The 14,267-nt window shown below is 67.6% G+C and carries 9 protein-coding genes and 2 tRNA genes; 1 reads left to right on the forward strand and 10 read right to left on the reverse strand.

The window, feature by feature from the left end:
- Window positions 1–2 precede the first annotated feature (2 nt).
- From KGD87_RS12455 to KGD87_RS12500, 10 genes are all read right to left on the reverse strand, one after another.
- Window positions 3–2,060 carry a glycosyltransferase gene (locus KGD87_RS12455; protein WP_284667668.1) on the reverse strand — a complete coding sequence of 686 codons (2,058 nt, stop codon included), beginning with the start codon at window positions 2,058–2,060 and terminating at the stop codon, window positions 3–5.
- Window positions 2,061–2,252: 192 nt separating this feature from the next.
- A complete protein-coding gene (locus KGD87_RS12460) occupies window positions 2,253–2,465 on the reverse strand; it encodes a glycosyltransferase family protein (RefSeq protein WP_284667669.1) in 213 nt (70 codons plus the stop codon).
- A gap of 786 nt (window positions 2,466–3,251) precedes the next feature.
- The gene (locus tag KGD87_RS12465) at window positions 3,252–6,893 is read right to left on the reverse strand and encodes a rhamnosyltransferase WsaF family glycosyltransferase (RefSeq protein ID WP_284667670.1); all 3,642 of its coding nucleotides are present in this window, start codon (window positions 6,891–6,893) and stop codon (window positions 3,252–3,254) included.
- 244 nt (window positions 6,894–7,137) lie between these two features.
- Window positions 7,138–8,460, reverse strand: a complete 1,323-nt coding sequence (locus KGD87_RS12470; RefSeq protein WP_284667671.1) for an ABC transporter ATP-binding protein — start codon at window positions 8,458–8,460, stop codon at window positions 7,138–7,140.
- A gap of 8 nt (window positions 8,461–8,468) precedes the next feature.
- Entirely contained in the window at window positions 8,469–9,251 is a 783-nt protein-coding gene (locus KGD87_RS12475; protein ID WP_284667672.1) for an ABC transporter permease, read from the reverse strand.
- A gap of 197 nt (window positions 9,252–9,448) precedes the next feature.
- Window positions 9,449–9,523, reverse strand: a tRNA-Gly gene (locus KGD87_RS12480).
- Window positions 9,524–9,574: 51 nt separating this feature from the next.
- Window positions 9,575–9,649: transfer RNA gene (locus KGD87_RS12485), tRNA-Gly, on the reverse strand.
- An 81-nt stretch (window positions 9,650–9,730) separates the two neighbouring features.
- Entirely contained in the window at window positions 9,731–10,420 is a 690-nt protein-coding gene (pgsA, locus tag KGD87_RS12490) for a CDP-diacylglycerol--glycerol-3-phosphate 3-phosphatidyltransferase (RefSeq protein ID WP_176408997.1), read from the reverse strand.
- 13 nt (window positions 10,421–10,433) lie between these two features.
- Window positions 10,434–11,945 carry a tetratricopeptide repeat protein gene (locus KGD87_RS12495; protein WP_284667673.1) on the reverse strand — a complete coding sequence of 504 codons (1,512 nt, stop codon included), beginning with the start codon at window positions 11,943–11,945 and terminating at the stop codon, window positions 10,434–10,436.
- A complete protein-coding gene (locus KGD87_RS12500; RefSeq protein WP_176408995.1) occupies window positions 11,902–12,588 on the reverse strand; it encodes a lytic transglycosylase domain-containing protein in 687 nt (228 codons plus the stop codon). Before KGD87_RS12500 ends, KGD87_RS12495 begins: the two co-directional genes overlap by 44 nt.
- 87 nt (window positions 12,589–12,675) lie before the next feature.
- On the opposite strand from KGD87_RS12500, the gene nadB reads away from it, so the two are divergent.
- Window positions 12,676–14,265, forward strand: coding sequence for an L-aspartate oxidase (gene nadB, locus KGD87_RS12505; RefSeq protein ID WP_284667674.1), 1,590 nt, complete (start codon window positions 12,676–12,678; stop codon window positions 14,263–14,265).
- Window positions 14,266–14,267: the final 2 nt, after the last annotated feature.

The following is a 14,267-nucleotide window of genomic DNA, read 5'->3' on the forward strand; positions in this document are numbered from 1 at the left end:
CCCTAGCGGAGCGGAACGTTTTCGACGACCGCCTCCTCCGTGGCGGTTGCCACCGCCGTGGGGGCCTGGGCCGCCAGCAGCAGGAAGGGGGCAAGCTGGATGCCCCTGCCCAGCGGCCGCGGCAACCCCTGGTGGAGTTGGAACAGCAGTTCGAGGTGCCGGCGCGGATTGCCCCCCGGAATCATCGACCCCGGGCGCTTCCGGTGATGGAAGTGGATGGCGTTGGTGACAAGGAACCGGTGCCCCCCGTGCGCCAGGCGCAGGTAGAGGTCCCAATCCTCATAGCTGGTCAACTGCTCGTTGTACCGGAACCGGTCGAAGAGCGAGCGCCGCATCAGGGACGTCGCCGAGGACAGCCGGTTGGCGACCATGCCCAACGATGGGCAGTCCCCAATGAACAGCGCGAAGTCACAGAAGCGGCGCTGCTCCAGCGCCTCGTCCGAGTCGAAACAACCCGAGGAAGGCACCACGACATCGAACTGAGGGTGGCGCTCCAGGGCATCCACCGCCATGCGGATGAAACGCGGGTTGATGCCATCATCCGCATCCAACGGGAGGATGTAATCCCCAGTGGCGACGCGCAGGCCGATGTTCCGCGATGCGGGCAGTCCCCGGTTGACGGAGTTCCGCACCAGCCGGACCGGCGCGCCCCCCGCGGTGGGGGAACACTCGATGCGCCGCAACACCTCGTGGTCCAACGCCTCGGTTGACGCATCGTCCACGAGCACCACCTCGAGCTCGGGGTAATCCGTGGCGCCGATGCTCGCCAACGTCTCCGGGAGGAAGCGTCCCAGGTTGTAGCTGGTGATGAGGACGGTCACCCGGGGTGGACTGCCCCGAGGCGTGGACACCAGGGCGGCCGTTCGCGGCGAAGGCGACTCCCAGTACGGAGCCACCGCCGTCCACGCCACGGTGCCCGTCGTGGGCGTACACCAGGCCTTCTCAAGCGCGTCGGCGAGCCCATCCACCGAGCCATCGAACGTGTGGCAGTTCACGCCGTCCGCGAAGGGCGTCCCGGGCACGAAGGCCGGGCAACGTCCATTGAGGACCAACCGAGCCCCCACGGCGGCCGTCTCGTAGGCCGTGAGGTTGAGCGACTCGAAGTCCGAGGGGATGACGACGATGCCGCGAGACATCAGGTCCGCACGCTCTTGCACCGCGCCCGCGAAGACGAAGCGCTCACGAAGGTCGCTGGGGACCAAAGCCTTTATCGCCGACAGGTAGGACTCGTTCGGCGCGTGACACGCGAACACCGCGCGCCCGCTGAACTGCGGGAAGCGGCGCATGAAAGTGCTCACGCCCCGGACGAAGAGATCCGGGCGCTTCAGCGACTGAACCTTGGTGACGAACAGGATGTCGGGTGCGCTCGAGCCGCCAGCGGGCGCTCGCCCGGCGCGTTCGGCCACGGGCGGAAACTCCTGAATCACCTTCTCCAACCAAGTCTCCGGAAAACCGTAGAACGTCTGGTTGAGCGCCGCGATGCCCGGGATGTGCGCAATGACGCGGTCCGCGTCGTAGAGCGCCTTGCGCTCCACTTCGAACTGCTCAAGCTGGTCGCGCGACGGCGGCGTGCGCTCGTAGGGCGCCAGGATTCCCGCAGTGGAGTGTAGGCGGACGGTGATCTCCGTGTCCTGGAAACCACCTCCGAGGAACTTCTCCTGGCTGGTGCAGAAGGACCAGCCCCGATAGTCCGGAAACTCGATGACGTCGAAATGCGTCCCCTTCGCGGCGAGCCGCCGCAGATGGAGCATCAGCTCCATGGAGTGCGCATGGGAGAGGGCGTCCGTGAAGGCGCCCGGCGGCGGGTAGACGTCGCCTTCGTCGAAGCCCTGCTCCCACAGGGGACGCGCCTCCGCGACGTGCGCCGTCACCCGCCCCCCGAAGTGGGCCTCCACCTCTTCCGCCTTCATTTGCGTGAACGCGGGGAGCAACACGTGCAACTCCACCGCGGCCTCACGGCGCAGCGAGTCCACGATGAGGTTGTGGATGATGCGGCCGATGCCCCCATTCGTGAAGGGATGGAGTTCGTCCGTGACGAGACAGACCTTGCGCGGAATCATGACGGGATGAGCTCCTCGAGTACCTGGACAGCAGTTGATTTGAGCGCCTGTACGTAGTCGTCCATCATCCGCTCGATTTCACCGGGAGACTACCCTCGCGGTACAACCATGCGCTCGAGGGCCTCCTGGACCGCGCTCACGGAGTCCACGCCCTGGACCTGGGCCAGGCGCTGATATGGGTGCGCATCCAACTCACCCAGGCTTGAGCGGACCGGAGATACAAGGAACCCCCAGGGACAGGGCCTCCAGCCCCGTCACCGGCTGGCGTTCCGACAGCGGGGCGTTGAGCACCACGTCGCGGTCTCGAACCAGGTCGAACAGCTCGGTCCGGCTGGGACGCAGGACGTGGCGGATGGGCTTGGTGCTCTTGAGGACGGGCGGGCAGCTTGAAGTTCGCCGTGACATAGACGTCGTCGAGTCGCGACGACACCTGGCAGGCGAAGAGGTTGATGAAGAAGTTCTTCCGCCAGTCATTGGGCGTGGGGATGAGCGCGGTCCGAGGGATCTTCGCCACCTTCGCCCGCTCATCCTTCGACATTTGAGGAGGGAGGTTGAGCAACGTTTTCGGGAAGATGTCCTCCGACAGCGGGAGCATCCCCAGCTTGACGGTCGCCAAACCATCGATGTCGCCCTTGCGGTGCAGCTCGACGAAGTAGGAGAAACAGTCCATCTCGAACGCGTAATGGAAGACGTGCAGGGGCCGGCCAAAGCGCGGCCCGCCGTTGGCCCAGCGCGTGTCCTGGGGCACATCGAACATCACGCCGGGATTCCCCCCGGACGGCGCGGGCGGGGGAAGCGGCGCGTCCGGCGCCAGCACCCGTCATCGGCTCGGAGATGTCGCATCCGTGGTAGCGATCATGCGGAATGCTGGCGATGTAGGCTGCGGCTCAACTCCCGACACGAGTGGCCGCTTGTCGTCTTCCAGGGGTGGAGGCTTTCGGTCATCTGGGCCAATCCCCCTTTAGACCCCCGGCCTTGATGTCCTTGTATATGCGGAGATGACGTGGCGCTTGCGTGGCTGGCTCCGCAGTGTCGCCCCTTCCCATGGCTGCAGCCGATCAGGCAAGTGATGTACACGCTCCGTGAGCGGTGTACAGCCACGAGGACGTTCCCCGGGCCGATACTTCCAGCCTACTTACAAAAGGAGGCCTGGCTGCTGCCCCTACGGACAGACGCACACTACAAAACGCTTCACGCGGCCCCCCGTCCGGCTGCACCTGAATCACGCGCCAGCAAGTGGTTCATCATCGCGTCGACCTGCTGCTCCCAGGTCGTGCGCTGCACGCGCTCCGCCGCGCTGGCGCCCAACCGCCGCCGGAGCGGCGCATCCTCCACGGCGCGGCGGAGCTGCGCCAGCACGGCGCTGGTGGTCGGCGCGGCGAGCAGGCAGTTCTCCCCGTCCCGGAGCAGCCAGTGGTTCGCGGGGTTGTCGTTGGTCACCACCGTGACACCACATGCCATCATCTCCAACGGCAGGTAGGAAGGGTGTTTTGTGAACATGAAACACAGCCCGATGTCGCATTCACGGTACAGCGCGGCGGTCCGCTCCGCTGGGAGAACCCCCAGGTTCGTCACCAACCCTCGGACGCCATAAGACTCTGGATGCCACTCGGCCCCCGCGGTGACGATGTCCACCGAGGCCCCGAGTTCCCGCTTCAGGCGCGCGAGCGCGGCCAGCCCCAGCTCGAAGCCGTTCCGCTCGTTTCCTGGCCGCCCGTAGAAGAAGACGCGCACGGGCCCTTTGCGCGCTGGCCGGCGCGCATGGAAGTGCGCCGGGTCCACTGCGGGCTCGAACGCGAAGCCCCCCATGCCGTGTTGCGCCTTCACATAGTCGCGCAGGCCCGGCGTGTTGAAGATGCCCTGGAACCCCAGGCCGTACGTCTGCTCCGCCAGGGCCCATTGCGTGCCAGCGGCGAAGAACATGGGCTCGTAGTCCTGGATGAAGTAGCCCCGGACCCCCGCGCGCGGATGACGCAGCACCTGGTACGCGGACGTCCAGTAGGTTGCGATCGCCAGGTCACATAGAGGTAACGCCGCCAGGCCTTCCGGCCCCGACAGCACGTGGAACGCGCCCAGCGAGGAAGGGAAAACCGCCGCGACGCGGGCCTCGAAGTCGCTGGGGCTGGCACCGGGCTTGTCGTAGATGACGAAGTCACTGCGCACGCCGTGGCGGCGCTGCATCAGGTCCGCGAAGCGGAACAGCGTGTGGATGCCCGCGTACACATGACCGAAGGCGGGGATGAACCATGTAGCCGTCTCCACCCGCCCACGGGAGCGCAGCGCCGCCAACGCCGCTGGCGCCGACACGCGCGACGCATGGACCTCCTCGGGGGTGAAGTCGAGCTGAGCAAGGTGCTCCATCATGTGGCGCTGCGCTTGAGCCCGTGACTCCAGCGCGAGGTCCTGCGCGCTGGGCACGTCCCGGGACAGCGTCCGGACGGCCAACGTCTCGCCATCCTCCGCATGCTGGCGCAGGGAGCAGTCGGTCCCCAGCAAGGTGAGGTTCGGGTTGTAGAAGGGGTCTCCCTTCGCACCCAGCCACGGACGATAGGCGACGTAGGACCACCAGTAGTCGGACTCCGGGATGGCATCCGCGCGGCGGCTGGCCGACTCGTGGTGGATGACACGCGCGTGGGGCGTGTACACCACTCGGAGGCCGCGCTGGTTCACCTTCAAGCCCAGGTCGACGTCGCTCCCACAGACCTGGAAGCGCTCATCGAAACCACCCACTGCGTCGAAGACCTCGCGGCGGAGGATGACGCAGGCACTGGTGACGGACAGGTAGTTGCGCGTCCACTCCGAGTGACCAAAGGGCGTGGAGATGGGCCCCTCCGGCAGGCGCCAGAATGGATGCGCCGCGAAGCCCGTGACGCCCACCACCACGCCCGCGTGCTGGACGGTCCCTTCTGGGAAGAGGAGCTTGCAACCCACGGCCCCGACCTCGGGGCGCTGCGCCTGGGACACCAGCTCTCCCAACCAGCCGGGGTCCACCACTTCCATGTCGTTGTTGAGGAACAGCAGCAGCTTGCCGGAGGCCTGCTTCGCCGCCCAGTTGTTGATGGCCGGGTAGTTGAAGGGGAAGTCCCACGTCAGCTTCACCAGCCGCGGGTCCACCAACGCGTCGAGGAGCGCGAACGTCTCGGGCTGCGTGCTGTTGTTCGAGACGAGCAACACCTCGAAGTGCGGATAGGTGGTGCGCTCCAGCAAGCTGGGCAACAGCGTCCGCAACAAATCCGGCCGGTCCTTGAACGGGACGATGATGGACACCTTCGGCGTGCCCTGGATCGGATATTGGACGCGATACTGCGTCGGGGCCGGGCTCGTCACCTCCGCGGACTCACCGAGCCGGGACAGGTGCTCGCGGAGCGCGCGGAGCCCCGCGTCCGTGGCCTTCGCCAGCCCCGCCTTCTGGTTGGAGAAGGAGGCCGGGTTCGAGCGCCAGTGGTACAGCAGCTTCGGCACGTGACCGATGCCGCGCGTGGCCTCGCTCAACCGCAGCATGAGGTCGTAGTCCTGCGAACCGTCGAAGCCGTCCCGCAACCCGCCGACGCGCTCCAGCAACCGCTGCTTCACGAACAGGAAGTGGCAGACGTAGTTCACCGAGCGCAGCAGGTCCGGGGACCAGTCAGGCTTGAAGAACGGCGCGGCCCGCCGCCCTTCTCCGTCCAGCCGGTCCTCGTCGCTATACAAGACCTCCAGTTCCGGGTTCGCCTTGAGCGCCAACACCATCTCCGCCAAGGCATGCGGCGCGAGGGTGTCGTCGTGGTCGAGAAACCCCACCCAGGCGCCTCGCGCCTCGGCCAGGCCCGCGTGCGTCGCCTTCGCGATGCCCCCGTTTCGCGCCTGCGTCACCACGCGGATGCGAGGGTTGCGCGCGGCCGCGTCCCGCAACAAGGCCGCCACGTGAGGCGCGGTGCTGGCGTCGTCCACCAGCACCCACTCCCACTCCGGATACACCTGCGCCTCCACGGAGGCGATGCATTCGCGCAGGAAGGGCTCTGGCGTGTCGTAGACGGGCGTCACCAGCGAAACGAGCGGAGGCGATGCGAGCTTCGCCACCGCCTCCCGGGCGGCGGCGATGTCAGCCGCCTCCCGCCGCGCGCACCAGGCCGTGAAGTCGCCCAGGTCCGGTGGACGGGGCGCGGGGGTCCGCGTCCCCAACACGCCCGCGAGCGCCAGCACCGCCTGCTCGTTGAACCGCGTCTGCCGGCGAAACAACTCCGTCCACAGCGGAGCACCCGCCCGCAGGGACGACGGGAGCGACTCCGACCGGAGCGGGTCGTTGCGTTCACACAACGCCGCGACGAGCCCCGCGGCCTCCGCCTCGCTGGGCGGCCGCGAGGCGGCGGCCGAGACCAGCGCCTGAGTCATCGCCGTGTTCCATGCCGCCTGGCCCCGCAGCAGGCGCTCCAACACGGGCCCCGCCGCGCTCAGGTACGAACGTTTGGCGGCATCCACCACCGCCCCCACCGCGCCCTTGCGGTGCGAACGGACCGCCTTCCACCGCGTCGGGTCGGCCTTGGATTCAAGCTGGGCTCGGACCCATGGGGCGACGTCCTCGCGCAGGCCCAACGCGCGGTGGACCGACAGGTACTCGATCACCCGCACCACCGCCTTGTTGAAATCGGACTGGGGGCGGAGCGATTCCACATGGAACGGCTGCAGTCCTTCAATAAAGGCCCGCTTTGTCGCCGTCACCATCTTGCCCAATCGGGCCCCACGGTGAGACACGGGAGTGTCGAACTCGTGGGCCACCGCCAGACGAGAGGCCTCCTGCAGCGGGCTCAGCGCGTGAGCACCATCGGGCCGGGTGCGGTGGAGGTGCGTGGTCAACAGGCGGAGCGTGTCCTCCAGGGCTGACACTTCCTCGCACCGGGAGGGTGGACACGGGCGCCGGTCTTCGAGCAACGCCCGCACCACGGCCACCATACGGGCCAGGGCGCCCGCGTCTGGCACGACATCCGGGCGATCCCCCTCCCCAGAAAGCTTTTGCAGCACTGTCTTCACCGCACTACCGCCTCTCTCGTTCACGCACAGGCCAGCGTCGGCACCCCGCGCACACGCGCCTGCTTGTGACTCAGCGATGCCCGCCCCCGGCCAGACGCGGCAAGACATCCGTCGACGGCGAGGACGCAACGGAAGGACTCAACGACTCCACCACCCAGCGGTGCGCGGGGCGGAACACGCCCTGCTCCGGCTCGGTGGGCCCCACCTGGAACTTACGGCTCTCCGTCGAGTTGCCTCCAGCGGCGCGCGCCGTCACTTGAAGCGTGTAGACCCCCGCGAGCAGCGACAGCCGCTCCAGGACCAGGCACACCCGTCCGCTGGACGGCAACTGCCGCGACTCCTCCACGCGCAGGCTCGTCGCGTAGAGCAACTGCCCGTCCGCGCCATTGAGCGCCACGGCGAACTCCACGTCGTCACAGGGGCCCTCGGAAGTGAAGTCCACGCGGGCCTCCACGCGATCCTCGGGCGACAGCTCACGCTCCGCCCCGCCATCTTCGGACGTCGACAGGTGAAGCCCCGTCAGACGCACCGGCGGCGCGGTCTGGATTTCGGGAACCACGGCGTGGACTTCGGGCAAGGCCCCTCCGCCATCGGTGAGCGCGGGCGGCGTGAAGGCGGCGGACTGGGCCTCGGCCAGGATGATGGCCTCCCGGTATTCGGCGGTGACCTCCGCGGGAGCCCCCACGCGGCGCACGTAGCCACCGTCAATCCAGGCAGCCACATCGCACCAGCGCTCCACGGTGCTCAAGTCGTGGGTTACCAGGACGATGGTCTTCCCCTGGCGCTTGAACTCCGTCATCTTCGCCAGGCTCTTCTTGCTGAAGTGCTCGTCCCCGACGGCGAGGATTTCGTCGATGATGAGGATGTCCGGGTCCACGTGCGTGGCCACCGCGAACGCCAGGCGCATGTACATGCCGCTGGAGTAGGTCCGCACCGGCTCGTCGATGAACTCGCCCAGCTCGCTGAAGGCGATGATTTCATCCATCCGGGCCCGGACCTCGGCGCGAGTCATGCCCAGGATGATGCCGTTGATGAGGATGTTCTCCCGGCCAGAGAAGTCCGGATGGAAACCAGCGCCCAGGTCCAGCAAGGCGGAGATGCGACCGTTGATTTGAAGGTCGCCGGAGGTAGGCGTGTAGATGCCGGTGATGAGCTTGAGCAGCGTGCTCTTCCCCGAGCCATTTCGCCCGATGATGCCCACCGTCTTGCCCTTGGGGATGGTGAGATTGATGCCTCGCAGCGCCGTGATGAGCTTCGCGTCGCGGCCCTGACGCTGACCTCGGAGCCAGCGCAGCAGTTCGGACTTGAAGGTCGTGTATTCGCCCCGGATGGTCCGCTTCCGGAAGCTCTTCACGACGTCCTTCATGATGATGGCGTCCATGGATTCAGGCATGCCGACGCTCAGATGGACTCCGCGAACTCTTCGCGGCGGGATTCGAAGATGGACGAGGCGCCCCACAGCAGCACCACCGAAACGGCCGCCAGGGCCATCAGCGGCACGGCTTCCGGAAGCCGGTGCTCGTAGAAGATAGCCTGGTACGACGTCATCAGACTGACCATGGGGTTGAGCGCCATCATCATCGTGCGGACCCCCTCATCCTTGATGTTGGAGAGCGGATACAGCACGGGCGTGGCGAAGAACCACAGCGTCAGCAGGTTGCTGACGATGTGCTGCAGGTCCCGGAACGTCACGTTGATGGCGGCCAGGATGAAGGTCAGCGCCAGCGTGAAGATAAGCTGGATGAGCACCACCACCGGGAACACGACGACGTGCCATGTCGGCCACTGTCCGTAGGCCATGCCCAGCCCCAGCATCAGCGGAAGCGACAAGACGAAGTTGCAGAGGTTCGTCACCACCACCGCGGTGGGCAGCACCTGGGCCGGAAAGCGGACCTTGGTCAGCAAGTCCCGCCGGTCGCTGATCGCGCTGGCGCCGCCGCCGACCGACGTGGAGAACCAGATCCACGGCAGCAACCCCACGAACATGAAGAACGGGTAATTAGGGATGTTCTGCCGCATCACCACGGTGAACAGCAGCACGTACACCAGCATGTGGAGCGTCGGATTCAGGAACGTCCACAGGAAGCCGAGGAACGAGCCGCGATAGCGCGCCTTCAGTTCCCGCTGGACGAGGCTGATGAGCAAGCCCCGGTACTGATACAATTCACGGACGAGCCGAATCATGAGAGGGCCTTCTATAGCAGGGACACTTGCCGTTGCGAGGCCGCCCGGCGCCCCCCGGCCCTACCCCGCTGGCGCCCTGGGACAGCCGCTCACCTGAAGAGCAAGCCAACCACCGAGCGAATGTCCGGCCCTGGCTCCAGCGCCACCCAGGCGCCAGAAAAACAAAAGGCCCCCTGGTTTCCCAGAGGGCCTCTATTTGGAGCGGGAAAAGGGATTTGAACCCTCGACCCTCGCCTTGGCAAGGCGATGCTCTACCGCTGAGCTATTCCCGCGTCAGACCCTGCAAACGAAAAGGCCCTCTGGCTTCCCAGAGGGCCCGATTTTGGAGCGGGAAAAGGGATTTGAACCCTCGACCCTCGCCTTGGCAAGGCGATGCTCTACCGCTGAGCTATTCCCGCATCAGGTGCCGCCCCTTCGTCACCGCCGTGTGACCGCCGGGCCGAAAGTGAGGTGGGGTATACAGAGCCCTTCCGGACCCGTCAAACACTTTTCGCGGCGTCAGGCTCCCCCCCACGCTTCGCCAGCATGGCCAGGAATGCCCGGAAATAGACCACCGCGCTCCACACCGAGAAGGCCCCCGACAGGTAGACGAGCACCTGGCCCACCAGGTTGTAGTCCACCGGCACGGAGAAGCTGCCGAACTCCAGGGGATGCACGTAGTGGACGCAGAGCGAGATGATGCCCACCAGTTGGAGGGACGTCTTCCACTTCCCCTCCTGGCCCGCGGCGATGACCATGCCCTCGCTGGCGGCGATGGTGCGCAGTCCGCTGACGATGAGCTCCCGCGCCAGCAGGACGATGACGACCCACGCGGCGATGCGCCCCAGCCGCACCATCATCACCAGGGCCGCCATGGCGATGAGCTTGTCGGCCAGCGGGTCCATGAACTTGCCGACCACGGTGATGAGGTTCCACTTCCGCGCGAGGTAGCCGTCCACCACGTCGGTGATGGCGGCCACCGCGAAGAGGAGCCCCGCAAGCAGCGAGTTGAGGGGGTCCGCGTCGTAGGTCAGCCACACGAAGAGCGGAATGATGAGGATGCGCCCCAACGTGAGCATGTTGGGCAGGTTCCAGAACTCCTGCACCAGCACGCTGGGCTTGCGCGCCGCGCGCTTCCGGGCGCGCTCCTCTCGCTTCCGCTGTTTCCGCGCCGCTCGGTCCGTGGCCATGGCAGGGGCCCTTCTAGCGGACACCGAGGGCGATGAGGGCAAAACCTTCACCGCCCAGCTCCACCGCCGCCCGAAGCGGCTCTCCGGAGGGGGACTTGAGCACGGGCACCATGCGCGGCGTGAGGTTCCCCTGCCAGCCCACCAGGTGCGTCAGCGGCACCGTCACCGGCTGCTCCTGACACACCGCCACCGCACGCAGCGGCCCCGGGAGACTCAAGAGCACCTGGCCCTGCCCTCGCAGGTGCACCAGGTCCAGGTCCGGCGCGATGTCCGACGGAACCCGTCCGTTCTCGAACATGACCGGCTCCTCGAACGCGAACACGCACTCGTCGCGGAAGTACGCGGAGTCCTCGCCCAGGTCCACCGCCAGGAAAGTACGGGGCGCGGCCGGCTCCAGGTAGAGCACGCCCTGGCCCCGGGCACGCACCATCCGCGCCGCCCCTTCCCCGAACGCCTTGTCCGTGGCCCGGCCCCGGAAGCGCTTCATCTCCGGCTGGAAGGAGAGCTGGCCCGCCAGCGCCACCAGGCCCTCCAGGCGCGTCAGGAGCTCTCCCTCCACCGCCACGGTGTAGCAGCCCGGCCCCGCGCAGAAGGGTCGCGACGCCTCCGCGCCAGGAAGGACGACCGAGCCGGCGAGCTCGGCCAGCGACGACCGCACGCCATCCCGAGCGGGGGAGGACTCCGGCGACGGGGACGCGGGCGCCAGCGACGTCGCGGGCACCTTGCGCAACTGCAGCCGCGTCAGAGGCACCGGCGTCAGCGGCACGCTCGAGGCCACCGCCTCGGAGGTCTCATCGAAGGCCGACTCGGGAGGCGGCTCCCGCGCCACGCCACTGTCAGGCGCTGCCTCCGGCGCCTCGGACGCCGCTGTGTCGGAGAGCGCGCTGGGGCCCTCGTCCTCGGCGAAGCGAATCTCCTCTTCCTCCGGCTCGGCGACGGCCGGCGGCGATGAAGGCGCGGGCGGCGCCGGCTCGGCGGCGAGGGGCTCCACCGGTGTGCTCCGGGGCGGCGGCGGGGCGGCGGCCGGCTTCGCGTAGCGCTCCCCCGCGATGGCGCGCGACATCTTCTCCGCCATGACGTCACTGCCGGCGAGCAGGAAGTGCTCCCGTGCGCGGCCGTATTCGCCCATCTGCGCCAGCGTGAGGCCCAGGTAGTTCTGGGCCTTCTGGTGCTCGGGGGCCAGGTCGGTGGCCGTCTCGAACTCGCGCGCCGCGCGCTGGAGCGCGGACGTCTTCAGGTACACGAGGCCCAGGTTGACCCGCAGTGTCGGGTCCACCGGGTTGTCGCGCACCAGCATCTCGTACAGCTCGGCCGCCCTGTCGTACAGGCCGAGCTTGAAGTAGCAGAGGCCCAGCAGGTTCTGCGCCTTCTCCATGCGGGGCTGGAGCTCGTGGGCACGCTCCAGGAACGGCTGAGCCTCGTGGACCCGGCCTGCGGCCAACAGCTCGCCACCGCGGGAGAGCTGCTGGAGGAACTCATCATCAGCGGGGCTCGTCTCCCCCCGCCCCTTCGCGCGCGTCGTCATTCTGGGATGTGGGCTCGCGGGGACCGCTCGAGACGGCCGCCTCGCGCTCCTTGTAGTGGTAGTAGAGCTTGAGCACCTTGCGCACGTACCCCTGCGTTTCCTGATAGGGGGGCACCTTGCCACCGTAGCGTTTCACCGCCTCGGGGCCGGCGTTGTACGCCGCAACCATCTTCACCATGTCGCCGTCGAACATGTTGGCGAGCACGCGCAGGTAGCGCACGCCGCCCTCGATGTTGTCGCGCTCGTTGAAGATGTCCTTCACGTACATGTCCGTCGCCGTGGCCGGCATGAGCTGCATCAGCCCGCTGGCGCCCTTGTGGCTGAGCGCGTTGGGGTTGAAGTTGCTCTCGGTGTGCATGATGGCGCGCACGAGCGCCGGCGGGATGCGGTAGCGCAGCGCCGCGGCGGTGATGTGCGGATCCAACTCCGGCGGGGTCCGCTTGCGGCCCACCACCGGCGTGTTCTTCTCAGGGGCCTTGGTGAACGTGCCCTTCAGCGTCTTGGCCCGCTTGCTGCCCGTGGGCTGCACGTTCGTATAGATAATGGTGCCGTCCTTCTCGACGTACCGGTAGATGGCATCCGCCCCCGCCGACAAGGGCAGGGCCAGCACGGCGACGGCGAGGAACGCGGAATAGGCACGCATATCGGCCCACGAACCTTAGACACCCGCGGGAAAGTCCTCAAGAAAACGCCTTGTTTCCAGCACTTACACTCGTTAAGGCTGCTCACCATGCCCCATCGGTTCGATTTCCTCGTCCTGGGAGGCGGCGTGGCGGGCCTGTCGTTCGCCCTCCAGGCGGCCCGCCATGGCACGGTGGCCGTCCTCACCAAGCGTGAGCGTTCCGAAAGCAACACCGCCTATGCCCAGGGCGGCATCGCCAGCGTGCTCGCGCCGTCCGACACCTTCGAGGCCCACATCGAGGACACGCTGGTGGCGGGCGCGGGGCTGTGCCACCACGACGCGGTGGAAGTCACGGTGAAGGAAGGCCCCAGCCGGGTGCGGGAGCTGGCGGACCTGGGCGCGGAGTTCAACCGCCGCATCACCGGCGAGTTCGACCTCACCCGAGAGGGCGGCCACTCCGCGCGCCGCATCATCCATTCGGGCGACATCACCGGCCGTGAGGTGCAGCGCGCGCTGCTCGCCGCGTGTGATGAAGTCCCCAACATCACCTTCTTCCCGCAGACGGCCGCCATCGACTTCATCCAGGAGCGGCGCGTCCCCTCCCCCGGGGTCAGCCGGTGTCTGGGCGTCTACGCCCTGCTGGAGGACGGCGTCATCGAGCGCTTCCTGGCCAAGGTGACGGTGCTGGCCACCGGCGGCGCGGGGAAGGTGTACCTGTACACGTCCAACCCGGACGTGGCCACCGGTGACGGCGTGGCCATGGCGTACCGGGCGGGCGTGAAGGTGGCGAACATGGAGTTCTACCAGTTCCACCCCACCTGCCTGTACCACCCGGAGGCCAAGAGCTTCCTCATCAGCGAGGCGCTGCGCGGCGAGGGCGGCAAGCTGAAGCTCAAGAGCGGCGCGTCCTTCATGGAGCGCTACCACCCCATGGGCGCGCTCGCGCCGCGTGACGTGGTGGCGCGCGCCATCGACGCGGAGATGAAGCGCACGGGCGACGACTGCGTGTACCTGGACATGACGCACCTGGGGCGCGCCTTCCTCGCCGAGCGCTTCCCCAACATCTACGCCACCTGCAAGGCCTTCAACATCGACATGGCGGTGCAGCCCATCCCCGTCGTCCCGGCGGCCCACTACATGTGCGGCGGCGTGGTGACGGATTTGGAGGGACGCACCAACGTGCCCGGCCTGTACGCCATCGGTGAAGTCACCTGCACGGGCCTGCACGGCGCCAACCGGCTCGCGTCCAACTCGCTGCTGGAGGGGCTCGTCTTCGGCCAGCGCGCCGTGCAGGTGGCCGCGGACGAAGTGCGCGCCCAGACCGCGCCCACCGAGGACCCGCCGCCCTGGGATTCGGGCAGCGCGGTGGAGTCGGATGAGAGCGTCGTCGTCACCCACAACTGGGACGAGATTCGCCGGCTGATGTGGAACTACGTCGGCATCGTCCGCACGGACAAGCGGCTGATGCGCGCGCGGCGCCGGCTGGAGCTGCTGCGCGAGGAGATTCGCGACTACTACTGGCGCTTCAAGGTGACTCGCGACGTCATCGAGCTGCGGAACATCGCCGACGTCGCCTACCTCATCGTCGACTGCGCCAGCCGCCGCAAGGAGAGCCGCGGCCTCCACTACACGCTGGACTACCCGCATCCGGACGACCACCGCTGGCTGCGAGACACCGTCGTGTCCAGGGAGCCGTGAGC

The organism is Myxococcus sp. SDU36 (assembly GCF_030168875.1).
Lineage (GTDB): Bacteria > Myxococcota > Myxococcia > Myxococcales > Myxococcaceae > Myxococcus > Myxococcus vastator.

Bases quoted from the DNA above. Each gene is read 5' to 3' on its own strand.
- KGD87_RS12455 (WP_284667668.1), bottom strand. From the start codon at position 2,060: ATGATTCCGCGCAAGGTCTGTCTCGTCACGGACGAACTCCATCCCTTC.
- KGD87_RS12460 (WP_284667669.1), bottom strand. From the start codon at position 2,465: ATGTCACGGCGAACTTCAAGCTGCCCGCCCGTCCTCAAGAGCACCAAG.
- KGD87_RS12470 (WP_284667671.1), bottom strand. From the start codon at position 8,460: ATGCCTGAATCCATGGACGCCATCATCATGAAGGACGTCGTGAAGAGC.
- KGD87_RS12475 (WP_284667672.1), bottom strand. From the start codon at position 9,251: ATGATTCGGCTCGTCCGTGAATTGTATCAGTACCGGGGCTTGCTCATC.
- pgsA (WP_176408997.1), bottom strand. From the start codon at position 10,420: ATGGCCACGGACCGAGCGGCGCGGAAACAGCGGAAGCGAGAGGAGCGC.
- KGD87_RS12495 (WP_284667673.1), bottom strand. From the start codon at position 11,945: ATGACGACGCGCGCGAAGGGGCGGGGGGAGACGAGCCCCGCTGATGAT.
- KGD87_RS12500 (WP_176408995.1), bottom strand. From the start codon at position 12,588: ATGCGTGCCTATTCCGCGTTCCTCGCCGTCGCCGTGCTGGCCCTGCCC.
- nadB (WP_284667674.1), top strand. From the start codon at position 12,676: ATGCCCCATCGGTTCGATTTCCTCGTCCTGGGAGGCGGCGTGGCGGGC.